This window comes from Mariniphaga anaerophila (assembly GCF_900129025.1).
Taxonomy (GTDB): domain Bacteria; phylum Bacteroidota; class Bacteroidia; order Bacteroidales; family Prolixibacteraceae; genus Mariniphaga; species Mariniphaga anaerophila.
The window spans coordinates 488,152-513,674 of sequence record NZ_FQUM01000002.1 but is presented as its reverse complement, the minus strand read 5'-3'; the positions used below and the strand labels follow the sequence as shown (position 1 = coordinate 513,674).

Annotated in this window: 22 protein-coding genes; 11 read left to right on the top strand and 11 right to left on the bottom strand. The window is 44.2% G+C overall.

Annotated features, from left to right (window positions below):
• Positions 1–26: 26 nt before the first annotated feature.
• Together BUB08_RS05285 and BUB08_RS05280 are read right to left on the bottom strand one after the other, a co-directional pair.
• Entirely contained in the window at positions 27–2,801 is a 2,775-nt protein-coding gene (locus BUB08_RS05285) for a S9 family peptidase (RefSeq protein WP_072999572.1), read from the bottom strand.
• A gap of 105 nt (positions 2,802–2,906) precedes the next feature.
• Positions 2,907–3,608, bottom strand: a complete 702-nt coding sequence (locus tag BUB08_RS05280) for an RluA family pseudouridine synthase (protein WP_072999570.1) — start codon at positions 3,606–3,608, stop codon at positions 2,907–2,909.
• Between the two features lie 63 nt (positions 3,609–3,671).
• Here BUB08_RS05280 and BUB08_RS05275 point away from each other — a divergent pair, with 63 nt between their 5' ends.
• The 3 genes from BUB08_RS05275 (at position 3,672) to BUB08_RS05265 (ending at position 6,680) form a co-directional block, all read left to right on the top strand.
• Entirely contained in the window at positions 3,672–4,853 is a 1,182-nt protein-coding gene (locus BUB08_RS05275; protein ID WP_072999568.1) for a C40 family peptidase, read from the top strand.
• Between the two features lie 23 nt (positions 4,854–4,876).
• Entirely contained in the window at positions 4,877–6,004 is a 1,128-nt protein-coding gene (locus tag BUB08_RS05270; RefSeq protein ID WP_072999566.1) for a dipeptide epimerase, read from the top strand.
• Positions 6,005–6,194: 190 nt separating this feature from the next.
• Positions 6,195–6,680: a methionine-R-sulfoxide reductase gene (locus BUB08_RS05265; RefSeq protein ID WP_072999888.1), complete on the top strand. Its 486-nt coding sequence runs from the start codon at positions 6,195–6,197 to the stop codon at positions 6,678–6,680.
• Positions 6,681–6,950: 270 nt separating this feature from the next.
• Here the strand turns inward: BUB08_RS05265 and BUB08_RS05260 are convergent, their stop codons facing one another.
• From BUB08_RS05260 to BUB08_RS05245, 4 genes are all read right to left on the bottom strand, one after another.
• The gene (locus BUB08_RS05260) at positions 6,951–7,358 is read right to left on the bottom strand and encodes a DUF3276 family protein (RefSeq protein ID WP_072999564.1); all 408 of its coding nucleotides are present in this window, start codon (positions 7,356–7,358) and stop codon (positions 6,951–6,953) included.
• 102 nt (positions 7,359–7,460) lie between these two features.
• Positions 7,461–8,336, bottom strand: coding sequence for a bifunctional methylenetetrahydrofolate dehydrogenase/methenyltetrahydrofolate cyclohydrolase FolD (gene folD / locus BUB08_RS05255; RefSeq protein ID WP_072999562.1), 876 nt, complete (start codon positions 8,334–8,336; stop codon positions 7,461–7,463).
• Positions 8,337–8,390: 54 nt separating this feature from the next.
• Positions 8,391–9,731: a signal recognition particle protein gene (ffh, locus tag BUB08_RS05250; protein WP_072999561.1), complete on the bottom strand. Its 1,341-nt coding sequence runs from the start codon at positions 9,729–9,731 to the stop codon at positions 8,391–8,393.
• 186 nt (positions 9,732–9,917) lie between these two features.
• A complete protein-coding gene (locus BUB08_RS05245; protein WP_072999559.1) occupies positions 9,918–15,740 on the bottom strand; it encodes a tetratricopeptide repeat protein in 5,823 nt (1,940 codons plus the stop codon).
• Positions 15,741–15,899: 159 nt separating this feature from the next.
• Here BUB08_RS05245 and nhaC point away from each other — a divergent pair, with 159 nt between their 5' ends.
• Positions 15,900–17,366: a Na+/H+ antiporter NhaC gene (gene nhaC / locus BUB08_RS05240; RefSeq protein ID WP_072999557.1), complete on the top strand. Its 1,467-nt coding sequence runs from the start codon at positions 15,900–15,902 to the stop codon at positions 17,364–17,366.
• Between the two features lie 2 nt (positions 17,367–17,368).
• A complete protein-coding gene (locus BUB08_RS05235; protein ID WP_072999556.1) occupies positions 17,369–18,151 on the top strand; it encodes a PhzF family phenazine biosynthesis protein in 783 nt (260 codons plus the stop codon).
• 76 nt (positions 18,152–18,227) lie between these two features.
• On the opposite strand, the gene trxA is transcribed toward BUB08_RS05235, so the two are convergent.
• The 5 genes from trxA to BUB08_RS05210 form a co-directional block, all read right to left on the bottom strand.
• The gene (gene trxA, locus BUB08_RS05230; RefSeq protein WP_217651562.1) at positions 18,228–18,647 is read right to left on the bottom strand and encodes a thioredoxin; all 420 of its coding nucleotides are present in this window, start codon (positions 18,645–18,647) and stop codon (positions 18,228–18,230) included.
• Positions 18,648–18,652: 5 nt separating this feature from the next.
• A complete protein-coding gene (locus BUB08_RS05225; RefSeq protein ID WP_072999554.1) occupies positions 18,653–19,075 on the bottom strand; it encodes an OsmC family protein in 423 nt (140 codons plus the stop codon).
• Between the two features lie 80 nt (positions 19,076–19,155).
• Positions 19,156–20,076 (bottom strand): NAD(P)/FAD-dependent oxidoreductase, encoded by a 921-nt coding sequence (locus BUB08_RS05220; RefSeq protein WP_072999552.1) that lies wholly within the window; start codon positions 20,074–20,076, stop codon positions 19,156–19,158.
• 2 nt (positions 20,077–20,078) lie between these two features.
• Complete coding sequence (locus BUB08_RS05215) at positions 20,079–20,435, bottom strand: thioredoxin family protein (protein ID WP_072999550.1); 357 nt, start codon at positions 20,433–20,435, stop codon at positions 20,079–20,081.
• A gap of 38 nt (positions 20,436–20,473) precedes the next feature.
• Complete coding sequence (locus BUB08_RS05210; protein ID WP_139249622.1) at positions 20,474–20,830, bottom strand: NifB/NifX family molybdenum-iron cluster-binding protein; 357 nt, start codon at positions 20,828–20,830, stop codon at positions 20,474–20,476.
• Between the two features lie 185 nt (positions 20,831–21,015).
• On the opposite strand from BUB08_RS05210, the gene BUB08_RS05205 reads away from it, so the two are divergent.
• The 6 genes from BUB08_RS05205 (at position 21,016) to BUB08_RS05180 (ending at position 25,469) form a co-directional block, all read left to right on the top strand.
• Positions 21,016–21,705 (top strand): Crp/Fnr family transcriptional regulator, encoded by a 690-nt coding sequence (locus BUB08_RS05205; protein WP_083570611.1) that lies wholly within the window; start codon positions 21,016–21,018, stop codon positions 21,703–21,705.
• 1 nt (position 21,706) lies between these two features.
• Entirely contained in the window at positions 21,707–22,123 is a 417-nt protein-coding gene (arfB, locus tag BUB08_RS05200) for an alternative ribosome rescue aminoacyl-tRNA hydrolase ArfB (protein ID WP_072999545.1), read from the top strand.
• Positions 22,124–22,181: 58 nt separating this feature from the next.
• On the top strand, positions 22,182–22,697 hold the full coding sequence (locus BUB08_RS05195) for a GtrA family protein (RefSeq protein ID WP_072999543.1): 516 nt from the start codon (positions 22,182–22,184) through the stop codon (positions 22,695–22,697).
• A 38-nt stretch (positions 22,698–22,735) separates the two neighbouring features.
• Positions 22,736–23,560 (top strand): CPBP family intramembrane glutamic endopeptidase, encoded by an 825-nt coding sequence (locus BUB08_RS05190; protein ID WP_072999541.1) that lies wholly within the window; start codon positions 22,736–22,738, stop codon positions 23,558–23,560.
• A 126-nt stretch (positions 23,561–23,686) separates the two neighbouring features.
• Positions 23,687–24,334: a peroxiredoxin gene (locus BUB08_RS05185; protein WP_072999539.1), complete on the top strand. Its 648-nt coding sequence runs from the start codon at positions 23,687–23,689 to the stop codon at positions 24,332–24,334.
• A 268-nt stretch (positions 24,335–24,602) separates the two neighbouring features.
• A complete protein-coding gene (locus BUB08_RS05180; RefSeq protein ID WP_072999885.1) occupies positions 24,603–25,469 on the top strand; it encodes an alpha/beta hydrolase in 867 nt (288 codons plus the stop codon).
• Positions 25,470–25,523 lie beyond the last annotated feature (54 nt).

Below are 25,523 nucleotides of genomic sequence, written 5' to 3'. Positions count from 1 at the left end.
GGCCTTGTCCCAAATTCCTGCCTATTTCAATATCCCAGATTTTCACCTTTTTCCGAAGCCGGAATCCCTTTTTCCATCCATTCCGGCATTGGTTCTCCTTTTAGATAATGGTTAAAAAACTGGAACATGCGTTTGCTTAAATCGATGCGATTCGCCCAACTCGTGGCTTTCAGGTTGTGAGGCTCGCCGTTGTATGTAAGCAACCAAGCAGGCTTATCGAGCCGGCGCAATGCCACAAAAAGCTCAATGCCCTGGTACCACGGCACAGCCCCGTCGTTATCGTTATGCATCATAAGCAGCGGGGTGTTTACTTTCGGAGCATAAAACAATGGCGAATTTTCCACATACTGCATGGGTTTCTCCCACAAAGTTCCTCCAATCCGACTTTGCGTATGTTCGTATTGAAACATCCGGCTGATTCCTGTTTGCCAACGGATGCCGCCATAAGCGCTCGTCATGTTACTTACCGGAGCACCAGCCATTGCAGCAGCGTACATGTCGGTTTGAGTTATCAGGTACGCCGTTTGGTAACCACCCCAGCTCTGTCCCTGCAACCCAATTTTCTCCCTGTTGATGTACGGAAAAGTGTTTACCAGATATTGTGTTCCGCTCACAATGGCATCGTAAGCGCTCTGCCCGGGATAACCGGTTTTATATGTAATATCGGGCACAAAAACCACGTAGCCGTTGCTGGCGTAAAAAGTCTTGTTTATGATAGAACGGCTGGGTGAAGGTTTCGAATAGCGGTATAAATTTTCTGCGTTTCTTTCGTAGAAATAGACCATCATCGGGTATTTTTTCGCCGGATCAAGATTTTCAGGAAAGTAAAGCAACCCTTTCAATTTTTCTCCCGTGAAAGACGTCCATTCTACCATTTGCACTTTTGGCCAGATAAATTTTTTCTGTTGCGGGTTAGCATCCGAAATTTTTTCCGGGCGTGAAAATTTCAGGTCGCTGCTCCACAAATCAGGAAACGTTTTTACATCTTCCTTTGTCCAGATTAACCGGTCGGCATCTTTGGCTTTCTTAACCCCCGAGAAGTAGTTTTTGTCCATAACGAGCAACTTCGGTTCGGCCACTTCTCCAAAGCGGGCGCTAAAAAATCCGCCAGACATGGTTCTTTCGTCAAGGGCGCTTAACAAAACAGGTTTTTCGGCAGGAATAAACTCAATTTCCGAATCGAGTTTTACGTAGCGCAAACGGGTTTCGTTTCGCCGGCCAAAAGCTTTGGTAACATTTACCGGAACCCGTTCTCCTGAAAGATCGAGCTTCCAAATGTCGTAACGATCATAGGCATAAAGAAAACGGTCATCCTCACTCCATCCTGCAATTCCGTAAGGAAAAGGCTCCATCGGAACGTCATTTTGTTCGTAATAAAAATTCACCGGAAGTATTTTTGTCAGCGACACCGCATCCAACCGGTTAATATCAGTAGAACGTGCGTAGTAGCTACTGTCTGCAGGTTCCCACCAAACCATGTATTTCCCCTGCGGAGAAAGCCGCAAATACGATTTTTCGTGAGCGATTTCTCTTTTTATTCCCGACTTTAAATCCACTAAATAATAATCTCTATTGCGCTTGCCCGTCCAGCTAAAAGCCCGCAAATACGGAAGTTCGTTGGAACCGAGCGCCAGTTCCCCGTTGCCTTTTTGCAGCGTTGAAATATCTCGCATACCGGGATCTGCCAATTGAATAAAACGATTCAGTCCGATGTGGTAAACAGCCAGGTACGTTCTTTTCTTCTCCCGGTCCGCTTCAACATTTTGTTGCGGTTGCAATTTTAAATCCTTCCAATTCCAAACATCCAGCTTTGGTTTTTCATCATCAGGAATCGTATCCTTCTGTTCGGCTTTAGGTTGTTCTGCCGTTCCCAAAAACAATTTGGTACCGTCTTCCGAAAAATAGACACTTCCGTTTTCACTGGGTGCCCAGCTAACCGGCACGCCGCTCGTAAATGCGTCAACTATTTTCTCCGGCTTTCCATCCTGCCGGCCCAAATAAAGCGAGTACTGTTTGGTTTCGGTAGTATCCTGCGAAAATAGGAAAGCAACCTGGCTACCCGTTTCGTCAGCAACCAGCTTTTTCAACCAGCCTTTTTCCGAAAAGATTGATGTTACCTGTCCGGTAAAAGTATCGAAAGCATACAGCGAAGAGACAGTTCCGGTGGAGTCTTTCAATTCTTTGGAGAAATAAAGAGCATCACCTTTCTTGGCATAAAACCATTCCGACACATTCCGAAGTAAAACGGTGTCAGCGCCGGCAACTTCAAAAAGCGCCAGGTTGTTCTCTCCTTTATTCTCTTTTTTCGAATCGGTATTTACAGTGTCTTTCTGTTCGGGAGCCAACTCAACAGTAAATGCAATCCAACGTGCATTCTCTTCGGGTAATTTATACGATTTAAAATTCGGAAATTTCAGCACCTCCCGGTTATCAAAAACCCAAATTCCAAGGCTATCTTTGGGCATGTCGTCTTTCTTAACTTTGTCCAGTTTTGCTTTTCTAACAGTGTCTTCCGGCTGTTTGATGGAAAACACCATAAAATTATTTTCGGGGCTAAACGCAGGATTGCTTCCACGCGGAATGGTGTCAAACCCGTTTTTATCCCGTTTTAAAATTAAAAGCCCGTCGCCTTTCTGCAGATTTTGTTCAAACGCTATTAATTTGCCATTGTTTGAAATAATTGCACTGGGCAATGTATTCCATGTTGCAAAATCTTCAATGGCAAGTGGCTTTTTTACAGGTTGCTGTGCAAAAACCCCAAACGAAACAAAACAGATAAGTAAAAGTGCCGCTCTTCTCATTGTAACTCCCTTTTTCAAATTCAATATGAACTACCAAAGATAAAAGAAATAGCGTTGGAGCCACAGAGAAATATAACATAATACTGAAATACCTGTCCGGATAATTCAGATTTCGGCCTTATAAAATTCCATTATTTTGTTAAATTCTTCTGGCACAGGCAAACTGAACATTTGTCGGTTTTGAGCCTGCGGGTGAGTAAAATCCAACAACGATGCATGAAGCATGAGACGGTTAACCCCTGTTTTTTCCGTAATAATTTTATTCAGGGTAAAATCGCCGTGATGTGTATCGCCCACAATGTCGAAATGATTTTTGGCAAAATGCTGACGAATCTGATGCCAGCGGCCCGTTTCAATGGATATTTCCACCAGACTCAAAGAGACATCAACTTTTTCTTTGTACGAAATAGTTGTTTTAACTGTATGCAGCGTTTTATAATGTGTAACTGCAGGTTTCCTGAATTTCGACTTCTTTTTAACCAGCACCTTCTCGTTAAACGTACCTTCACCAGGATTTCCCTGCACCACAGCCATGTACTTTTTAACCACCTCTTTTCGCTCGAACTGCAAAGCCAGCTCCTTTGCCATTTCAGAAGAAAAAGCCAGCACCATCACACCACTGGTTTTTGCATCGAGCCGGTGCACGTTGTGAATCCATTTGCCGGTAGCATCTCCCAAAAGCTTAGTAAGATAAGGTGCGTCGTGCGGCATAAAATCATTTTTATGTACAGCCAGTCCAACCGGTTTATTTACCACAATAATATTTTCGTCCTGAAACAGGATTGGTATGTCAAAATTCTTTTCCACTGGTATTTTTTTGTTTATTGTCTGTATTGTTTCTCTATCTTTGTTCTACTGCAAGTACGGATTATGAGCCAAAGATCAAAAAATATTGTTATCCTGCTGCTTACAAGCCTGTTTTTTATTTTCGCATGCAACGTAAACAACCGCAAAAAGGCAGAAAAAATCATTGAAGATTTTGAACAGGCTTTTGTGCCGGACAAGCGTGAAACGGTATTCGAAATAGAAGCCGTTTTCAAAAACGGGCAAATAGCAGTAACGGGCGAAACCGATAGTCAGGAACTAAAAAACAACCTGTTACAAAAACTTCACTCTTTAGAAATTCTGGATAAAATTGTGGTACTCCCCGACTCCACCGTTGGCAATAAAATATTTGGACTTGTTAATAATTCTGTTGCTAATTTGAGAACTGACCCACGGTATTCGTCTGAACTTTCGACCCAGGCTTTGTTAGGAACGCCAGTTAAAATACTTAAAAAGAAAGGCAGTTGGAGCCTTGTTCAGACTCCAGACAAATATATTTCCTGGGCGCCTCCCGGTGCAGTATTTCCAATTAGTGAAAGCTCACTTAAAAAATGGAGAGACACAGAACGGGTTATTCTCAAAACCTCTTTTACAGAAATTTTCGAAACAGAAAAGATGGAAATTCCCATCGCCGATGCTTCAATGGGGGGCATTGTTGAACTGCTGGAGGAAAAGTGGAATACACTAAAAGTAAAACTCCCCGACGGGCGGGAAGGATATACAACACCAGACAACTGGATTTCTTTTTCGGATTTTCTGACTACGGCTCACCCCAACTCTGCGTCTATTGTGAGCCTGTCTCAAAAACTAACCGGCCGGCCGTACCTTTGGGGAGGAACTTCGGCACTTGCGATGGATTGCAGCGGATTTACCAAAACCGTATATTTTATGCACGGCATTATTCTGGCCCGCGACGCCTCTTTGCAGGCGCGACACGGACAAATGGCTGAGCCCGGTAACTCATTCGAAAAACTTGCTCCCGGCGACTTGCTTTTCTTTGGCAGAAAAGCGACCGATAATCAACCGGAGCGAATTACCCATGTTGCCATCTCTTTGGGAGAAACTGAATTTATTCATGCGTCGGCGCATGTGCGAAAAAACAGTTTCAATCCACCAAGCAGTCTTTTCTCAGAATACCGAAAGAACACGTTTATTCGTGCCCGGCGGGTAATCGGCTCTGAAGGGGAAAACGGTATCCGGTGGATAAAAGAACATCCCTGGTATTAAAAACGAACCAGAAAGCTTTTGCAATGAAAACCAACAGAAGAGCATTCATCAAAAAAACAGCACTATATACTGTGGGCGGTTTGGCACTGCCCCATTTAACTTATTCGAATATGAAAGGAGTATTGCCCCAACAGGGTTTAAAACTAACATTTGCACCTTACGACTTGCAGCTAAAACACGTATTTACCCTGGCAACCAGTTCGCGGACTACCACACCGGTTATGCTGACAAAAATTGAATATGACGGAATAACCGGATACGGAGAGGCCTCCATGCCTCCGTACCTGGGCGAATCGCAAAAAACAGCTGCACGTTTTCTTAATGCACTAAACTTATCTCAGTTTACAGATCCGTTCCGTATGGATGAGATTCTGGAATATGTGGACGAAGCCATGCCCGGAAATACTGCGGCTAAAGCATCGGTAGATATTGCGCTGCATGACTTAATCGGAAAAATAATGAGACAGCCGTGGTACAAAATATGGGGTTTTTCTCCGGAGAACACTCCCAACACCTCTTTTACAATTGGCATTGATAAACCGGATGTGGTGAGACAAAAAGTTGAGGAAGCCGCTCCATACCGTATTTTAAAAGTGAAACTTGGCGGGCTCAACGACAAAGAGATGATTGACACCATACGCTCGGTAACCAACAAGCCACTTTGTGTTGATGTGAATCAGGGTTGGGATAACAAAGAAGAAGCGCTGGAGATGGTGCACTGGCTAAAAGAAAAAGGAGTTGAATTTGTTGAACAGCCACTCCCCAAAAACAGAAAAGACGACCACGCCTGGCTGACAGAGCATTCACCACTCCCGATTATTGGCGACGAAGCCATCCAGAGGTTGGCTGATGTAAAGGATGCATTTGGCATTTATTCCGGAATAAACATCAAACTGATGAAATGCACCGGTATGCGCGAAGCCCACAAAATGATAAACCTGGCACACGCAAGCCACATGCGGGTTATGATTGGGTGCATGACAGAAACATCGTGCGCCATTTCAGCAGCAGCCCAGCTTTCGCCTCAGGCTGAATGGGCTGACCTGGACGGTAACTTGTTAATTTCGAATGACCCGTATGAAGGCATTAAAATTGACAACGGAAAAATTGAACTGGCCGAGAAACCGGGAATTGGAATAAAAGAGGTCTGAACCATTTTTGCTTCCCATTTGTCTTATTTGTATGGAATGAACATGAATTTTATTCATTCAAAATTCACAAAAAGAAATGATTGCAAATCATGGAAGTTCCATCGAAATAAGCTTTCGAATTCTATCGAATATCTTTGTGATAAAAGATAGAATGAGATAGATACATTTGAAAACGTACAATTTCAAAGAGATGAAAACAATTTTGGCCATGTTACTTTTCGCAGCCTCATTCACTGCATGCGGGCAAGCGACTGACAAGAAAAAAAATGAGACAAAAACAGAGGAGGAAACAAAAATGAAACAATACAAGCCGTTAACAGAATTCGAGGAGTATGTAATTATTCAAAAAGGAACAGAACGCGCGTTTACCGGAGAATACAACAAACACAAAGAAAAAGGGACATACGTTTGCAAGCATTGTGGCGCACCGCTTTACAAGTCGTCCGACAAGTTTGAATCGAACTGTGGCTGGCCGAGTTTTGACGACGAAATAGAAGGCGCAGTACACAAAACTCTGGATGCTGACGGCCGGCGGACAGAAATTACCTGTAACAATTGTGGCGGACATCTGGGCCATGTTTTTTATGGCGAAGGATTTACTCAAAAAAACACACGGCATTGCGTAAATTCCGTTTCACTTGATTTTATTCCGGCAGAAAAAAGTGACGGGGAATAGTTATTCGATTTGTTAAAGCGGTAAAGCCTGCAATTTTTACGGGGTTCTGACTTGTCAGTTTGCGCAACAGCAGACAACAAAAAATATTATTGACAGCGTCAGTAAAACCTGACTAACCACGTAGTAAAATGAATTGAACATTGCTGATTACTACGCCAAATCAATTTCAATAAATACATCTATTGACCTGCTGATTCAAAAAAATCAAGGTAAAAAAAATCCCTTCCCGCACGGAGCGGAAAGGGAACAGTTGTTTTTTCAAAGAGTAGTTTATATATCTTCAAAATCAATATCACTAAAATCTTTACCGGCTAATTCAGATTCCACATCAACAGAAATCTCTTCTTCATTTTTCTGCTCTGCCGGCTCCTCTGATGCTTTTGGCTCCAGCTCTGGCTGCTCGTCTTTAATGTATTGAATTATCTCTTCAAGCGTTCCTGCAAACTTCTCAAAATCTTCAGGATACAAAAACAACTTATGCTTTTCATACCTGAAATTTCCGTTGTCAATAAACTTTCTTTTGCTTTCCGTAATCGTCAGATAATACTCATTGTTACGGGTACTTTTCACATCGAAAAAGTAAGTTCGTTTCCCTGCGCGAATAGCTTTTGAATAAATACCGGGTTTGATGTTTGCTTCTGGTGAATTTTTTTCCCCCTTTTGATCTACACTTTCCATTCCTCCGAATTTTCGATTTTTTGGTTAGAGACTCAAAAATAAAAAAATTATTATAAAAAGTCTTCGGTTTTCTATTAAACTAAAATTTCTCTGATAGTTTTTCTATCCGTAAATTTCGCCGGATGCGGCCAAAAGTGTATTGTGCAATAACGATACGCGGGTCATTGGACCAACTCCTCCCGGAACAGGTGTAATAAATGAACACTTCGGTGCCACTTCGTCAAACAGCACATCGCCTTTCAGTTTCCAGCCCGACTTGGTTTGATCTGATTTAACACGTGTGGTTCCCACATCGATAACCACAGCGCCTTCTTTCACCATATTTCCTTTTACAAATTCGGGAACGCCAATGGCAGCAACCAAAATATCTGCACTTTTGCAGAGTTCCTCCAAATTTTTTGTTCGGCTGTGCGCAACGGTTACCGTGGCGTTTATTGCCTTCTGCGACATCAATACGCTTAACGGGCGACCTACAATATTGCTACGGCCGACAATCACACAATTTTTTCCGCTGGTTTCGATGTTGTAACGTTTCAACAATTCAACAATTCCGAACGGAGTAGCAGAAACAAACGAAGGCAAACCGATTACCATCCGCCCAACGTTTTCAGGATGAAATCCGTCCACATCTTTTTTAGGATCGATAGCTTCGATAACTTTTTGTTCCGAAATGTGCGCAGGCAACGGCAACTGTACAATAAAACCATCAATGTCGTCGTCCTCGTTCAGTTCCTGAACTTTGGCCAGCAACTCTTCTTCGGTTACGTCGTCTTCGTAGCGAATCAACGACGATTTGTACCCAACTGCCTCGCAGTCTTTTATTTTATATGCTACATAAGTTTCGCTTCCGCCGTCGTGACCAACCAAAACTGCAGCCAGATGAGGAGTTTTTTCTCCGCGTTCTTTTAACTCTTTAACCTTTGCAGCAATTTCCTCCTTCATTTCTGCTGCCACTTTTTTGCCGTCGATCAATATCATAAACTATTGGATTAAAATGTTCTGTTTCCGGTAAAACTGGTAAAACAAACCGAACTAGCGTCTTCTGCCCGGCTGTTTCATTCCGCCCATCATCCGCTGAATATTTTTCCCCTGCGAAACCATTTTCATCATTTTCCGGGTTTCAGCAAACTGTTTCAACAAGCGGTTTACTTCCTGAATATTGGTTCCCGATCCGGTGGCAATCCTTTTTCTCCTGCTTCCGTTAATCAGAGCCGGATCTTCGCGTTCAGCCGGGGTCATGGAATAAATAATTGCTTCGATGTGTTTAAATGCATCATCGTCGAGATCCATATTTTTAACGGCTTTTCCCATTCCCGGAATCATGGAAACCACGTCTTTCAGATCGCCCATCTTTTTAATCTGGTTAATCTGTTTCAGGAAATCGTTAAAATTGAATGTATTTTTTGCCAGTTTCTTCTGAAGTCTGCGGGCCTCTTCTTCGTCATATTGCTCCTGGGCTTTTTCCACCAGCGAAACAATATCACCCATTCCCAAAATACGGTCGGCCATCCTTGTGGGATGAAAAACATCAATGGCATCGAGTTTTTCGCCTGTTCCCACAAATTTAATCGGCTTGGTTACCACAGAGCGGATGGAGAGCGCTGCCCCACCGCGGGTATCACCATCTAGTTTAGTAAGTACAACGCCGTTAAAATCCAACCTGTCGTTAAATTCTTTGGCGGTATTTACAGCATCCTGACCGGTCATGGAATCGACTACAAACAAAATCTCATTGGGATTAACCGCTTTTTTGATGGCGGAAATTTCCTTCATCATCTGCTCATCAACGGCCAAACGACCGGCGGTATCAATAATCACCACATCGTGCCCCTGCCTTTTTGCTTCCTTAATTGCCGACTGTGCAATTTTTACAGGATCCATGTTGCCTTCTTCGGTATAAACGGGAACACCGATTTGCTCACCAAGCACTTTTAACTGGTCGATTGCAGCAGGACGGTAAACGTCGCCTGCAACAAGCAGCGGATGTCTGCCTTTTTTGCGTTTCAGCAGGTTGGCCAGCTTACCCGAGAAAGTAGTTTTACCCGAACCTTGTAACCCTGCCATCAAAATAATGGAAGGCGAACCGGTTAAATCGATATCGGCAGATGTGCCGCCCATCAGTTCAGCCAGCTCATCTTTTACAATTTTCACCATTAACTGGCCCGGCTTAACGGACGTAAGTACGTTCTGCCCCAAAGCTTTCTCTTTTACATCATCGGTAAAAGTCTTTGCTATTTTGAAGTTAACGTCAGCATCAAGCAACGCGCGGCGAATGTCTTTCAACGTTTCAGCCACGTTAATTTCTGTAATCTTCCCTTGTCCTTTCAGCAGTTGAAATGACCGCTCCAGCCTGTCAGATAAATTCTCAAACATGGATTTTAGTTTTCTTTTGAAAATGAGTCGCAAAAATAAAAGGAAAATGTGAAAAGGCAAAACATATTAATGCCCATATCACCCGTTTAAAAAGGAAAGCTGAATTTCGTCGGATATTCATTTTTACTGAAGTGACTTATTCAAAGTCCCGGCTCCCCCACATGGCGTAAAATCTAATGTTCTAAACTACTGCAACGCCTCCTTAATTTTCAACAGCCCTTCTTTTGCATCATTGTCGTTGGGTCTGAGCTCCAACGCTTTTTTGAACCAGAACCGGGCAACATTGTAGTTCCCGTTTTCAAGAGCATCAGAAGCATTTTTCATCTGATTATCAAACTGTTCTCCCGACCTGCCGGCCATCCGCTCAGCTATTAAATCGGCAATAGCCTGCAACTGTTCCTTCGGATATGTTTCGGCCGGTTTAATCGTCAGCGCGCGGTTGTACCATCCCCTTGCCACAGCCAGCTGATTATCACGAAAAGTTGAGTCGGCCAGGTTTACAAAATTCTGGTAGTCCCGGTCGCGCTGATTTAAAAGCAGTCCGCTAACCAGTTTATTAATTTCTTCTATACGCTGCGGCGGATAAGTCTCGTCAGGCTTCACATCCCAGGCTTTGTAATACCAGGCTCGTGACACGTTGTAGCTTTTTTTATCAAAGAACCCATCGGCCAACGCAATGTACTCTCCGTACAACTGGCTCAATCCCGACTCGCTCATCTCCTGGCGTTCGGTCAGCTGCTGCTGGTGCTGCTCTATTCCTGAGCGTCTGCGTTCCATATCCTCGGCAGCACGCTGTTCCGCCAGCACCCTCTCCTGCTGCTGCCTCAGCAAATTATCAATTTTCACAATCTGACTCTTGGGATAAGTTTCGTTGGGCTTCATCACCAACGCCTTTTCGTACGCTGTTTTGGACTCAACCAACGAGTCAGCACTAAAATATCCATCGGCAGCGAGGATTATTGCGCTATAATCTTCGTCGAGCTGCTGCTGAGCCAGCATCCGGTTTACCTCATCAATTTTTTGCTGCGGATAGCTTTCTTCCGGTTTTATTTGAAGTGCTTTTTCGAAGTTGCCTTTCGCATTACTGTAGTCCTTTGCGTTGAATTGCTGGTCTGCCAAAGCCACCGTTTCCCGATATTCACTTTCGATGCGTTCCCGCTCAGCAAGCACACCGTTGATTTCGTCAATACGCTGCTGCGGATAAGTTTCGTCGGGTTTTACCTGCAAAGCTGATTGATACGCCGTGCGGGAATTTTCGTATTCTTTCAGGTTGAACAGGCTGTCGCCACGGGAAACGGCCTGCGCGTATTGCTGATCTTGTTCGGCCTGCAATGCAGCCAGGCGGGCCTGTTCTGCGGCTGCGGCCTCTGCGGCAAGTTGCGCACGGGTTTCTACAATGCTGTCGATTTTAGCCAGTTGTTCTGCAGGGTAAGTTTCTGCAGGCTTGGCCTGCTGAGCTTCGTTGTAAGCAGTTTTTGCATTGTCGAAATTCTCCTGCCGGAATTCGTTATCACCACGACTGACAGCATCATCATAAGTTTCTTGTGCGGCTGCAAGTTGGTTCAGCAAACCGCCAATCTCTGTAATCTTCTGCTGCGGGTAAGTTTCGTCGGGTTTTACCTGCAAAGCCAATTGGTACGCTGTGCGGGAGGTTTCGTATTCTTTCAGGTTGAACAGGCTGTCGCCACGGGAAACGGCCTGTGCATATTGCTGATCCTGTTCGGCTTTCAAAGCAGCCAGGCGAGCCTGCTCTGCGGCTGCGGCCTCTGCGGCAAGTTGCGCACGGGTTTCTACAATGCTGTCGATTTTAGCCAGTTGTTCTGCAGGGTAAATCTCTGCCGGCTTGGCTTGTTGCGCTTCGTTGTAAGCAGTTTTAGCATTGTCAAAATTCTCTTGCCGGAATTCGTTGTCACCACGACTGACAGCAGCATCATAAGTTTCTTGTGCGGCTGCAAGTTGGTTGAGCAAACCGCCAATCTCTGTAATCTTCTGCTGCGGATAAGTTTCGTCGGGTTTTACCTGCAAAGCTGATTGGTACGCCGTGCGGGAGGTTTCGTATTCTTTCAGGTTGAACAGGCTGTCGCCACGGGAAACGGCCTGCACGTATTGCTGATCCTGTTCGGCCTGCAAAGCAGCCAGGCGAGCCTGTTCGGCGGCTTCGGCCTCTGCGGCGAGACGAGCACGGTTTTCTACAATGCTGTCAATTTTAGCCAGTTGTTCTGCAGGGTAAATCTCTGCCGGCTTGGCTTGTTGGGCTTCGTTGTAAGCAGTTTTTGCATTGTCGAAATTCTCCTGCAGGAATTCATTGTCACCACGACTGACAGCAGCAGCATAAGTTTGTTGTGCGGCAGCTAATTGGTTCAGCAAACCGCCAATCTCTGTAATCTTCTGCTGCGGGTAAGTTTCGTTGGGTTTTACCTGCAAGGCTGATTGGTACGCTGTGCGGGAATTTTCGTATTCCGCTAGGTTGAACAGGCTGTCGCCACGGGAAACGGCCTGCGCGTATTGCTGATCCTGTTCGGCCTGCAAAGCAGCCAGGCGAGCCTGTTCGGCGGCTGCGGCCTCTGCGGCAAGTCGCGCGCGGGTTTCCACAATGCTGTCGATTTTGGCCAGTTGTTCTGCAGGGTAAATCTCTGCCGGCTTGGCTTGTTGCGCTTCCTTGTAAGCAGTTTTAGCATTGTCAAAATTCTCCTGCAGGAATTCATTGTCACCACGACTGACAGCAGCAGCATAAGTTTGTTGTGCGGCAGCTAATTGGTTCAGCAAACCGCCAATCTCTGTAATCTTCTGCTGCGGGTAAGTTTCGTTGGGTTTTACCTGCAAAGCTGATTGGTACGCCGTGCGGGAGGTTTCGTATTCTTTCAGGTTGAACAGGCTGTCGCCACGGGAAACGGCCTGCACGTATTGCTGATCCTGTTCGGCCTGCAAAGCAGCCAGGCGGGCCTGTTCGGCGGCTGCGGCCTCTGCGGCGAGACGAGCACGGGTTTCTACAATGCTGTCGATTTTAGCCAGTTGTTCTGCAGGGTAAATCTCTGCCGGCTTGGCTTGTTGGGCTTCGTTGTAAGCAGTTTTAGCATTGTCAAAATTCTCCTGCCGGAATTCATTGTCACCACGACTGACAGCAGCATCGTACGTTTCTTGTGCGGCAGCAAGTTGGTTCAGCAACCCGCCAATCTCTGTAATCTTCTGCTGCGGATAAGTTTCGTCGGGTTTTACCTGCAAAGCAGATTGGTACGCTGTGCGGGAGGGTTCATATTCTTTCAGGTTGAAAAGGCTGTCGCCACGGGAAACGGCCTGTGCATATTGCTGATCCTGTTCGGCTTTCAAAGCAGCCAGGCGAGCCTGTTCTGCGGCTGCGGCCTCTGCGGCAAGTTGCGCACGGGTTTCTACAATGCTGTCGATTTTGGCCAGTTGTTCTGCAGGGTAAGTTTCTGCAGGCTTGGCCTGCTGCGCTTCGTTGTAAGCAGTTTTTGCATTGTCGAAATTCTCCTGCCGGAATTCATTGTCACCACGACTGACAGCAGCATCATAAGTTTCTTGTGCGGCAGTAAGTTGGTTCAGCAAACCGCCAATCTCAGTGATTTTCTGCTGCGGGTAAGTTTCGTCGGGTTTTACCTGCAAAGCAGATTGGTACGCTGCGCGGGAGGGTTCGTATTCCGCGAGGTTGAACAGGCTGTCGCCACGAGAAACGGCCTGCGCGTATTGCTGATCCTGTTCGGCCTGCAACGCAGCCAGGCGAGCCTGTTCTGCGGCTGCGGCCTCTGCGGCAAGTCGCGCACGGTTTTCTACAATGCTGTCAATTTTAGCCAGTTGTTCTGCCGGGTAAGTTTCTGCCGGCTTGGCTTGCTGCGCTTCGTTGTAAGCAGTTTTTGCATTATCAAAATTCTCCTGCCGGAATTCATTGTCACCACGACTGACAGCAGCATCATAAGTTTCTTGTGCGGCTGCAAGTTGGTTCAGCAAACCGCCAATCTCTGTAATTTTCTGCTGCGGGTAAGTTTCGTCGGGTTTTACCTGCAAAGCCAATTGGTACGCTGTGCGGGAGGTTTCATATTCTTTCAGGTTGAACAGGCTGTCGCCACGGGAAACGGCCTGTGCGTATTGCTGATCCTGTTCGGCCTGCAACGCAGTAAGGCGCGCCTGTTCTGCGGCTGCGGCCTCTGCGGCAAGACGGGCACGGGTGTCTACAATGCTGTCGATTTTGGCCAGTTGTTCTGCGGGGTAAGTTTCTGCCGGCTTGGCTTGTTGCGCTTCGTTGTAAGCAGTTTTTGCATTGTCGAAATTTTCCTGCCGGAATTCATTGTCACCACGACTGACAGCAGCATCGTACATTTCTTGTGCGGCAGCAAGTTGGTTGAGCAAACCGCCAATCTCAGTGATTTTCTGCTGCGGATAAGTTTCGTCGGGTTTTACCTGCAAAGCCAATTGGTAGGCCATTCTGGAACTATCGTATTCTTTCAGGTTGAAAAGGCTGTCGCCACGGGAAACGGCCTGTGTATATTGCTGATCCTGTTCGGCCTGCAAAGCAGCCAGGCGAGCCTGTTCTGCGGCTGTGGCCTCTGCTGCGAGACGCGCTTCTTCAGCAAAAATATCGTTGATTTTAGTAATCTGATTTTGTGGATACTCTTCTTTTGGCAGCAATTCGGAAGCATGCTGATACCCGGCCAGCGCTTCCTGATAATTCTTCCGCTGGAAAAAACGATCTGCTGACTTAACCAGTTTATCGTACATGGTTCGATTTGCCAGCTCATTCATCAATTCTTTAACCTCCTGAATTCGGCGGGTTGCCACCTCGTCTCCGGGTTTGTAACCAAGCGCGCTTTCATAAAAAGAAATTGCCCTTTCGTAAAACTGTTTTTCAAAATTCACTTCAGCCTGAAAAATAGCCTCTTCGTAACTTTTCAGCTTTTGGGCATTTTGCGACTGTTGTGCAAGAATACCATCAATTTCATCAATTTTCTGCTTTGGGTAACCCTCATTCTGCTTTAGTTCCAGTGCCTTTTGAAAGGTATTTTTAGCTTCGACATACAACAATTCTTTAAACGAATTATCTGCCTGAACAATTAAATTCTGATACTCCTGATCAACCTGCTGCTGTTTGATTATTGCATTTATCTCGTCGGCCCGCTGTTGAGCATGCGCATTATTCGGGTCTACCGACAAGGCGCGGTGGTAGGCATTTCGGGCGTCTGCATATTTTTTATTTGCGAACAATTCATCGGCTTGTTTCAATAGCGCTTCGAGCCGTTGCGCCAACGCCTGGTTCATTTCATCGGCAACCATCAACAGCCCCAGCAAATCGTTAATTTCGGCAATCCTGTCTTTGGGATACTGCTCTTTTGGGAAAACTTTGCTGGCCGCTTTGTAACCATCAAGCGCAGCCAGAAATTCTTCTTTTTTGTATTCGGTTTCAGCCTCTTTAATGTGCTGGTCGTACTCTTTTCTCAACTCGGCCAACTCGGCTTTTGTGAGCCCGGCCAGAAAATCGGCCTCCTGCCCAATCATTTTCGACTGCAAAATGGCCTGATCTATCAAACGTTTAATTTGTGCATCGTTGTAAAAAAGATCAGAAATAAAATTATCCACCTTATCGCTGTAATAAATTTTCTGAACGGTGTTCTCTGAGAAAGTGCGGTCAATCCCGGGAATTTCGGTAAACAGTTTAATATTTGCAGGAAAGGGAGGAAAAGAGGGAGCAGTCTGCAACACCTGCCGCGGCACGTTTGTGTTTACCACTATTTTTTGCGGGAAATTTCCCTGCCGGGAGAAAATAAGGGTGAATTCGTGATTATAATTCAGTTCAACTCTATAATTTCCATTGGTGCCAATTCCATAATTATCGAGTCTGCGCCCGTCCCGAAACATTTGTATTACGGCTCCGTCAACCGAACCTTCTTCCACAGAAACAGTTCCTTCCACGGCAAGACCGTTACTCCTTTGTGCCAGAGTTGTTGTAACAAATCCCAATACTAAAAAACCGGTTAATAATCCCAGATATACTTTTTTCATACAAAACCTAAATAAAACCAAAAACGAAAATAGGAACATTTAATTATTTGAGAAGCGTTATTTTAAATTGGTTTTTAGGTTGATCGATTTTTTTAAAATTAATTCCCGGTTTTTGCTCAAAATGTATTAGTTTGCCGACTTAACCGAGAAAAATTTTAAATGAAGCGGGAAGCAAGCTTGTTTGAAGCTCTGTTGCCAATTTTGGTACTGATTGTTCTTCTAACCTCCAATGTATTTCTTTTTGATGATACTCTTTCGGGTGCTAACCAGATTGCCCTGCTACTTTCGGCTGCTATTGCAGGTGTTATTTCGATTTGGCTGGGGTTGCCCTGGAATAAAATCAGAGAAAAAATAGTAAGCACCATTGGCTCGGCCATGCCTTCTATATTGATTTTGCTGCTGATTGGCTCGCTTGCCGGAACCTGGATGATAAGCGGAGTTGTTCCTGCCATGATTTATTACGGGCTGGACATCATTAATCCGAGACTGTTTCTGTTTACAGCGGTTGTGGTTAGCGCAATTGTTAGTGTTGCCACCGGCAGTTCATGGTCGACAATTGCAACCATTGGCGTTGCCCTGCTGGGAATTGGAGAAGCGCTCGGAATAAATACGTCGATTATTGCCGGAGCGATAATCAGCGGCGCCTATTTTGGTGACAAGATTTCCCCGTTGAGCGATACTACCAACCTGGCACCGGCCATGGCCGGAACCGATTTGTTCACCCATATCAGGTACATGTTTTATACTACCGTTCCGTCGCTTGCACTCACGCTCATCATTTTTCTGGTAATCGGGTTCAGTGGCGATCACTCGGATGTTTTTGAAAATGTGCAGGCAGTAAAAACCGCTATTGACGGCACTTTCAATACCAACCCACTTTTATTTCTGGTTCCGGTAATTTTACTAACCATCATTATATTAAAAGTTCCGCCACTGCCGTCGTTGCTGGCAGGAACATTACTTGGCGGCATTTTCGCCATTATTTTTCAACCCGAAATTATTACAGAAATAGCAGGCACAGCAGACAACTATGTTAAAGCGTCGTACATTTCTTTTATGCAAGCCATGTTTGGCGATATTTCGTTAACTACCACCGACGCGGCGGTAAACGATCTGCTCAGCACATCGGGAATGCGAGGAATGCTGGACACGGTCTGGCTTATTCTTTCGGCCATGGTTTTTGGCGGAGTGATGGAATCGGCAGGGCTGCTGCGCCGAATTACCCAACCCATTATAAAACGTGCAAAAAGCACCGGCAGCCTGGTTGCCTCCACCGTTGGAACCTGCATATTTTTTAACACCACTGCTTCTGACCAGTACATTTCAATTGTGGTACCCGGCAGAATGTACCGAAAAACCTACGAAGAAAAAGGCTTAAAACCTGAACTGCTCAGCCGTACACTGGAAGACAGCGGAACAATGACTTCGGTGCTCATTCCGTGGAATACTTGCGGAGCCACCCAGTCGCGGGTTTTGGGAGTTGATACGTTTGCCTACGCACCTTATGCTTTTTTTAATATTATCAGTCCGATAATGACTATTCTTTTTGCGTACCTCAATATTAAAATACGGCGGTTTGCAAGAAAAGAAGATTCCACAATAAAGCACGATGTAAAAGTTGACTAAACATGAAACTAAAATTATTTCAGGTTGATGCTTTTGCGGAAAAAACATTCAGCGGAAACCCCGCTGCGGTAGTGCCGCTGGAAGAGTGGCTCCCCAGCCATTTGATGCAAAATATTGCCCGGGAAAACAACCTCTCGGAAACAGTTTTTTTTGTTCCCCGCGGCACAAATTTCGAAATCAGGTGGTTTACTCCTACAACAGAAGTAAATCTTTGCGGACATGCCACGCTTGCTGCTGCCTTTGTGTTATTCGAACATATCGGGTTCAACGGAAAAGAAATCGTTTTTCATTCCAGAAGCGGTAAGTTAACCGTAAAAAAGGAAGAGAAACTAATTGTACTCAATTTCCCCACATCAGAAATAAATGCAATAAAACTCCCAGAAAATAGCGCTAAAGCTTTCGGGATTGAACCGCAACAGTGTTTTAAAGGACGGGAGAATTTGCTATTCGTTTTCAGAAATGAAAAAGAAATCCAGAATCTTGAACCGGATTTCAGTTGCCTGATGAAAATGGAAGAGCGTGGAATTATCGCCACTGCACCATCGGTTGACTACGATTTTGTATCACGCTTTTTTGCCCCGCGCGAAGGGATTGACGAAGATCCGGTAACGGGTTCGGCACACACCGTACTCATCCCCTACTGGTCTCAAAAATCAGGAAAAACAAAATTGGTTGCCCGACAAATTTCAAAGCGAGGTGGAACGCTGTACTGCAAAAATCTGGGCAATCGGGTCGAAATCGGCGGAAATGCAATTACCTATCTTATTGGCGAAATAGATATTTAACGGTAAAAACAAACGCTGACATGTTTTCAAAACAATGCCAGCGTTCAAAATATATAGTATTAAACAGCAAGCTCAGCTACGCCAGTTCGGCGGTAATTTCTTTCTCCAGAAACTTTTTGGTTTTTACGCCTACATAGCGGCGCACTTCCTTTCCGTCGCGAAACATAACAAGCGTGGGAATATTACGCACTTTAAACTTCTGGGCCAGTTGCTGCTGCTGATCAACATTCACTTTGCCCACGGTTACCCGGGTGTCAGATTCTGCCAATTCGTTTAATATTGGCGCCACCATTTTACAGGGGCCGCACCACGGAGCCCAAAAATCGACCAGGGTGATTCCCTTGCTGATTACAGGCTTGAAGTTTTTATTCCCGAGCACTTTAATTCTGTCACTGTCGGGCACCGGCTTCATATTTTTCATCCGGTAGTAATTGAATGTGATTAACCCGATAAGTACTACAAGTATTGCAATTATTACGATTAAGGTAGCTGACATAACTTCTATTCTTCAATGATTTTGATTTCGCTGGTGAGGCCGATTGCTTTGCGATACATGGCACTCACCCCGCAATAACGTTCTTCTGAAAGGTTAACTGCTTTTTGGAGTTTTTCCACCGGGAGGTTTTTTCCTTTAAACTCGTAAGTCACGTGCATTTGGCTAAATTGTTTCGGATGTTCTTCCGTGAGTTCGCCATCAACATAAACATTAAAACCATCTACTTCTACACGCATTTTTTTCAGTATTGAAACCACATCCATCCCTGTGCAACCCGCCAGCGCTGTCAGCATAAGCGGTTTGGGGCGCGGACCGCGATTTTCTCCTCCTACTTTGTCTGAGGCATCCAAAATAATTTCGTGCCCGCTGACTTCGGCCGAAAAAGCCATATTTTCCAGCCATTTTACTTTTACCTGTTCTTTTGCCATAATTTTATCCTTTCTGTTTTGTGCTGCCTTAAAAAGGCAAACAACCTCTGGGTTACCCGACTAATGCCGGGAGAAATCTCTCAACTCCTTGAATACTCTGCTGCGCTTAACGCGGCAATGGTTCCTTCTGCAACCGCTGTTGTAACCTGGCGGTAACGTTTCGCAATACAGTCGCCTGCCGCAAAAACACCATCCACACTGGTTTTCATTGCCGGGTCAACCATAATTTCGCCGCGCTCGTTCAGTTGTACAAACTCTTTTATGCTTTCGGTATTGGGCTGATATCCCACAAAAATAAAAGTCCCATCGGTTTTAAGTTCACTTCTTTTTCCCGAAGGAAGATGTTCTATTTCCACTTTCTGCAACACCCCGTTTCCGTAAAAACCTCTCAATTCCGATTCAAGAACAAATTCAATTTTCGGATTCTTTTGGGCTTCTTCCACCGCATGTTTAAAAGCCTGAAAATGGTCGAACTGATGTACAATCGTCACTTTGGTTGCGTATTGGGTCAGTGCCACAGCCTCTTCCAGGGCCGAATTTCCACCTCCAACCACAACTACTTCTTTTCCTGTAAAAAAGTCGCCGTCGCAGGTAGCGCAGTATGAAATTCCTTTCCCTTTAAACTGTTCCTCGCCTGTAATGTTCAACGAACGCGGTTTTCCGCCCGGGGTAAGAATTATACTTTTGGCCTGAAAACTCCGGCCATCTTCCAACTCCACAGATTTTACCGTTCCATTGAGTTGGTAGCGTACAATTTTCACATTCGATTTTATTTTGCATCCAAAGCTTTTGGCCTGCTGTTTCATGGTATTGGCAAGCATGTAGCCTTTGGTTGCAGGCACGCCGGGGTAATTGGCAATTTCTTCGGTAAGCACCATCTGTCCGCCAACTGCGCCTTCGTTCAGAATAAGTGTGGAAAGTTTGGCGCGCGAGGCGTAAATGCCGGCGGTTAACCCGGCTGCCCCCGCACCAATTATCATCACATCAAAAACTTCGTCCATTGTTAAGCTTTTTCTGCAAATTGTTTATCTAAAATTGAAGTTACCTGCTGCATGTTCTGAATGCTGCTGGTGGCGTCTGCAACTTTTCCGTTTTTGTAATACATAGTAAACGGCAATCCCATAAAACCACGGCATTCAGGAGCATTGCGAATAACAGCTGCTTCGGGATTATCGAACGCCATTACAGCAAATTTTACATTGCTACGGTCTTCTTCCAGCTCTTCCATTACATCGTAAACCGGAAGGCACATCGGCCCCATACGACCACAGCACACCATCACATTTTCATTTTCGTTGATCAGTTTTTCCAGCTCTGCTGCTGTTTCAATTTCGGGGAGATTTGTCTGTAAGAATTTCATAATTAATCTATTAATACGTTAATATTGTAAATAACCTTCTATATTGTTGAATAAGTAATTTCGCGGATAATTTTTTCATCTGATTCCAGTTTTCCCTGCAAATAATTTTCGATTAATTTTTGAGGCGAATCGATTGGAACACCGACAAACAGATTCACTTTTTTTGAAGCAAACAGTTTAATGATTTTGGAATTTACCCGGTAAACAATAACGTCGGTAATTCCTTTTTTCTCAAGCCACTCCGGAAGTTCGGCAGCAACAGTTCCTGCGGGAAACCTTTCTTCTTTTTTGCCGACAAGCTTCCCGTCAATTTCGAAAATTTCGTAGTGATTGCATTCACCGAAATATTCACTTAACTGTCCGTTTGTTACCGGAATGGCAACTCGTTTTTTCATTTCATTTAACCTGTTTGTTTTCACTAAAAAATCTTTTCGACAAAACTAGGCTGAAACCGTTTTCCCGACAAGAAAAGCACACAGGCGCAGGAAAGGCGGAGAGCTGAAATATTTCAGTTTTTTTCCTGTCGTCAGACTGCTTGGATTGTTTTTGTATTTTTGTACTGTTTTTTCAGCAAATAAAAATGAGCGACAGAAATTCAGCAAATAACAGTCAGCACAAAGGTTTTACAAGTCTTGAAAAAGATTTTCAGGGGGCATTGAGCCAGCTGGCACAAAACAAAACCCGTATTGCCTATTTGAAAGGCGAAACGATTTTTAAGCAGGGCGCCTTTGCACCGTACGTTTTGTACGTGGTAAGCGGTCTGATTAAAGTTTATCTTCAGACGGGCTACGACAAGCAGGTAAATATTAATTTGGCCAAAACAGGCGATTTTCTGGCATTCTCTTCCATTTTTGGCGAAAATATTCACACCTATTCTGCTCAGGCGCTGAAAGACTCGGAAATTTGCATGATTGAAAAAGAAAGTTTGAAAGATATTCTGCTGCAAAATCCACAGTTTGCTTTGGAAATCACTTCGAAAAATTACCGCAACGAACGCCACTTGCTGGAAATCATTAAAAACATCTCGTACAAACAAATGCGGGGGAAACTCGCTTCCAGCCTCATTTACCTGTCGCAGGAAGACTTTCTGAAAGAAAATGTATTTGAATTTCTCACCCGACAGGAACTGGCCGATTTTGCTTCCATTTCTACCGAAAGCGCCATTAAGTTTTTAAAGGAATTTGAAAAAGAAAATATCGTTGTGCTGGATGGGAAAAACATTTCGATAACCGATAAAAAAAAGCTGGAAACAATTAGCAAAACCAGTTAAAATGGCACTTTCTGATTTCGTAAAAACAAAACTGCTGGATGAAGTTCAGTTTTCGGCCAGCCGCAGCGGCGGCCCCGGCGGACAGAATGTGAACAAAGTGAATACAAAAATTGAACTGCGTTTTCAGGTTTTGGAATCGGAGGCACTTGACGAAATGCAAAAACAACTCCTCCTTTCAAAGCTCAAAAACCGGATAACCAACCAGGGCGAATTGCTGGTAATCTCTACCTCGGAACGTACCCAGTGGAGAAACAGGGAACAAGCCATTCTGAAATTTTTCGAGCTTATTGAAAAGGCGTTGGCCAAACCCCGAAAAAGAAAGAAAACCCTGCCAACTGTTGCCTCCCGGCTGAAGCGAATAGAAAACAAAAAGAAACAGGCTCAGAAGAAAATCTTTCGCAAACCACCGGATTACTAATTGTTTATTTCGGGTTAAAATCGTTTCTTTGCGGCTAAAAGGGATACTAAATAAATCTATGCGAAGCATTTTACATTTTTGCCGGATTGCAATTATCCGGGTAGTTGATTTTTTCTATTTTCCGTTCTTAAGGTTTATTCCCCTTGAAGTTTTCAGGTATGGTGTTACGGGCGGCGCCAACACTGTTTTTGATATTTTTCTCTACTTTATTTTTTACCAATACGTACTCGACAAGCAAATTCTGGATTTGGAAGTTATTGCCATTAGTCCGCACATTGCAGCCTTTTTGCTGGTTTTTCCCATAACGTTTACTACCGGTTTTTTTCTGGCCAAATATGTAACATTTACGGCGTCGGAACTTCGCGGCCGCATCCAGTTGTTTCGCTACGGATTAACTGTTTTAGGCGCTATTTTGCTGAACTACATTTTCCTGAAAATTTTTGTTGAATATGCCGGGCTTTATGCGACGTTGGCCAAAGCACTTACAACTGTTATTGTTGTTACCTACAGCTACATTTCGCAAAGGTATTTTTCTTTTAAAACAGCAAGAATTTCAAGGGCGGCACAATCTTGAAGTAAACAAAAAATTGCTTATTTTGTCTTGAATTTTGAATGATGCAACAATTCAGGCAAACATATTATCCTACAATACTCCAGGCCATTCACCTGATTATTCTGTACCTGTTCATCCAAACGGTAATAGATTTTCCACTGGCATTAATCGACTATTATAAAGGCACAGATTACTTGTACAATCCGGTAAAAAAAATTCTATTAAACGCAGGTTCAACCATTTTCATATTGCTTTACGGCCTCAAAAAATCGAAAGCCCGCGTTTTTGAAGTATTTCCGGTAAAAAAATTCAATCCACTTGTAGTGCTGCCCATTATTACATTCTTCTGGGGCGCCCACAATTTGCTCGATGTTGTAAATAATGCGCTAAACAAAGTACTTCCTGCACCGCCCTGGTTCTGGGAACTTTTTGGCAAAATATTCGACAGCGATTTTGGCTGGTGGGGAGCATTTTTCAAAGTAGCTGTTATTGCACCAATTATTGAAGAACTAATTTTCAGAGGATTAATATTGCACGGACTGAGAAAAAACTACCACGGAATAACAGCCGTAATTGTTTCGGCGTTGTTGTTTTCGCTTTTCCATCTGAACCCGTGGCAAATGCCTGCAACATTTGTGCTCGGATTATTGCTTGGCTGGCTGGTGCTCCGTACCAAAAGTATTCTGCTGGCCATACTCGGCCATTCGCTCAACAACCTTATGGTTTTGTTAACCATTACTTATTGGGAACAAATAAGTACCCACGCCATTTACTTAATGGAAAAACAAGAAAAACTTGTCCTTAGCGCACTTGTAGCCGGGTTGTCTTTAATTCTGATCTACTTCAGTATGTTGTGGCCTTCTAAAAAAAAGAAAGGAAAATAAGCTTCCCCGAAAGGCTCTGGCAAATTCAGAATTACTTAACATCAATATTGAACTTATTTTCATATAGAATGTTTACCTTTCTGAAACTTGATTAACAATTAATAGCAATACTAAAACATATAAAAAATGGAAGAAGAAAAAGTAATTACAATGCCTCGGATAGGCGACAAAGCCCCCGATTTTAAAGCGAATACAACTTACGGGCCTGTCCAGTTTTCCGAATTTAACAAAGGAAGCTGGGTGGTAATGTTCTCACACCCTGCTGACTTTACTCCGGTATGTACTACTGAAATGAGTGGCTTCGCAGTACGCCATAACGAATTCAAAGAGTTGGGCGCAAAACTGCTGGGGTTGAGTATCGACAGTATTCACTCTCACGTAGCATGGGTAAATAATGTAAAGAAAAACAGCGGCGTTCTGTTTGATTTCCCGATTATTGCTGATATCGATATGAAAGTATCTAAACTTTACGGGATGCTTCAGCCAAACGAAAGTGAAACTTCTGCAGTAAGGGCAGTATTCTTTATTGACCCGGAAGGAAAAATCAGGTTAATCATGTATTACCCGCTGAACGTAGGACGAAACATGGACGAAATTTTGAGAGTTTTAAAAGCTCTGCAAACTTCCGACAAATACAGTGTAGCTTTACCGTTAAACTGGAAACCGGGAGAAAAAGTAATTGTTCCTCCGCCAAAAACTGTTGACGACATGGAAGAACGTGAAAAAAGCGATTATGAAATGATGGATTTCTATCTCGCTAAAAAAAGCTTATAATTTTTAATTATTCTCTAAAAAGGTTCTGCAGTTTGCAGGGCCTTTTTTTTTGCCAACCTCATTAAAAAATAACAAACTGTCAAATGCACAAAACCAATATTCCTGATGGTACCTAATTCGCAATTCCGTATCTTTACAAATACAATTTCTGCCGGGCTTATTTCAGATAAAAAATGAAGTGTGCTTTGCGCCAGGTTACAAAAAACTCTTTTTGCTGAAATGGTTTAAAACTGCGTTTAGTCAGGAAATTCTAAAAAATACAATACAAATGAATAATCGGATTATTACTACAATTTGTGCATTTATTATAGCGCTGAGCGCCGGTGCACAAACCGGAAAAGTTTTTGACAACCTTTCTTTGAACAGCGAAATTCTCAACATGGAACGTAAGTATGCCATTTATCTTCCGCCCGATTACGAAACATCTCAAAGAAGTTATCCGGTTTTATACCTGCTGCATGGCGCCGGCGACGACCAAACCGGTTGGGTTCAGTTTGGAGAAGTGCAACAAATTACCGACAAAGCCATTAAAGACGGCGTTTCAACTGCAATGATTGTTGTAATGCCCGACGCCAACACCGGCCAGCGTGGATACACCAATGATGTTAGCGGAAACTGGCGCTTCGAAGATTTCTTTTTCGAAGAATTCATCCCTTTTATTGAAGACAACTACCGAATCAGAGAAGGGAAAAGCAACAGGGCAATTGCGGGATTGTCGATGGGCGGCGGCGGAACTTTCTACTACGCGCTTCACCGCCCGGATATGTTCTCTGCTGCCTGCCCGCTGAGTGCCTCAACCGGGCCGCTCACCCGCGAAGGTGTCGAAAATTTTATGCAGCGACGAGGAATGCCGGATGCTCCCAAAGAAAAAATGGACGCCTGGTATCAGAAATACAGCGTAACCGAAATGGTAAAAAATCTTCCGGAAGAAGATTTAAAAGCAGTTCGCTGGTATATTGACTGTGGCGACGACGATTTTCTTTTTGAAGGAAATTCTTTAGTGCACATCACCCTGAAAAAAAGAAACATTCCGCACGAGTACAGGGTTCGGGACGGCGTGCACAACTGGACCTACTGGCGCGAATCTCTTCCCGAGGTTCTTCGTTTTGTGTCTGCCGGATTTCACCGACAATAAAATATTTTTGAGCATTTTATTTTTCCGGCAATTCATTTTGTTTCGATTACAATA

Excerpts from the sequence above, each read along its gene's own strand:
- BUB08_RS05210 (WP_139249622.1), bottom strand. The coding sequence starts at position 20,830 with ATGAAAAAACGAGTTGCCATTCCGGTAACAAACGGACAGTTAAGTGAA.
- arfB (WP_072999545.1), top strand. The coding sequence starts at position 21,707 with ATGGCACTTTCTGATTTCGTAAAAACAAAACTGCTGGATGAAGTTCAG.
- BUB08_RS05265 (WP_072999888.1), top strand. The coding sequence starts at position 6,195 with ATGAAAACAATTTTGGCCATGTTACTTTTCGCAGCCTCATTCACTGCA.
- nhaC (WP_072999557.1), top strand. The coding sequence starts at position 15,900 with ATGAAGCGGGAAGCAAGCTTGTTTGAAGCTCTGTTGCCAATTTTGGTA.
- BUB08_RS05270 (WP_072999566.1), top strand. The coding sequence starts at position 4,877 with ATGAAAACCAACAGAAGAGCATTCATCAAAAAAACAGCACTATATACT.
- BUB08_RS05225 (WP_072999554.1), bottom strand. The coding sequence starts at position 19,075 with ATGGCAAAAGAACAGGTAAAAGTAAAATGGCTGGAAAATATGGCTTTT.
- BUB08_RS05235 (WP_072999556.1), top strand. The coding sequence starts at position 17,369 with ATGAAACTAAAATTATTTCAGGTTGATGCTTTTGCGGAAAAAACATTC.
- BUB08_RS05180 (WP_072999885.1), top strand. The coding sequence starts at position 24,603 with ATGAATAATCGGATTATTACTACAATTTGTGCATTTATTATAGCGCTG.
- BUB08_RS05285 (WP_072999572.1), bottom strand. The coding sequence starts at position 2,801 with ATGAGAAGAGCGGCACTTTTACTTATCTGTTTTGTTTCGTTTGGGGTT.
- BUB08_RS05190 (WP_072999541.1), top strand. The coding sequence starts at position 22,736 with ATGATGCAACAATTCAGGCAAACATATTATCCTACAATACTCCAGGCC.
- ffh (WP_072999561.1), bottom strand. The coding sequence starts at position 9,731 with ATGTTTGAGAATTTATCTGACAGGCTGGAGCGGTCATTTCAACTGCTG.
- BUB08_RS05215 (WP_072999550.1), bottom strand. The coding sequence starts at position 20,435 with ATGAAATTCTTACAGACAAATCTCCCCGAAATTGAAACAGCAGCAGAG.
- trxA (WP_217651562.1), bottom strand. The coding sequence starts at position 18,647 with ATGTCAGCTACCTTAATCGTAATAATTGCAATACTTGTAGTACTTATC.
- BUB08_RS05220 (WP_072999552.1), bottom strand. The coding sequence starts at position 20,076 with ATGGACGAAGTTTTTGATGTGATGATAATTGGTGCGGGGGCAGCCGGG.
- BUB08_RS05275 (WP_072999568.1), top strand. The coding sequence starts at position 3,672 with ATGAGCCAAAGATCAAAAAATATTGTTATCCTGCTGCTTACAAGCCTG.
- folD (WP_072999562.1), bottom strand. The coding sequence starts at position 8,336 with ATGATATTGATCGACGGCAAAAAAGTGGCAGCAGAAATGAAGGAGGAA.
- BUB08_RS05185 (WP_072999539.1), top strand. The coding sequence starts at position 23,687 with ATGGAAGAAGAAAAAGTAATTACAATGCCTCGGATAGGCGACAAAGCC.
- BUB08_RS05245 (WP_072999559.1), bottom strand. The coding sequence starts at position 15,740 with ATGAAAAAAGTATATCTGGGATTATTAACCGGTTTTTTAGTATTGGGA.
- BUB08_RS05260 (WP_072999564.1), bottom strand. The coding sequence starts at position 7,358 with ATGGAAAGTGTAGATCAAAAGGGGGAAAAAAATTCACCAGAAGCAAAC.
- BUB08_RS05195 (WP_072999543.1), top strand. The coding sequence starts at position 22,182 with ATGCGAAGCATTTTACATTTTTGCCGGATTGCAATTATCCGGGTAGTT.
- BUB08_RS05205 (WP_083570611.1), top strand. The coding sequence starts at position 21,016 with ATGAGCGACAGAAATTCAGCAAATAACAGTCAGCACAAAGGTTTTACA.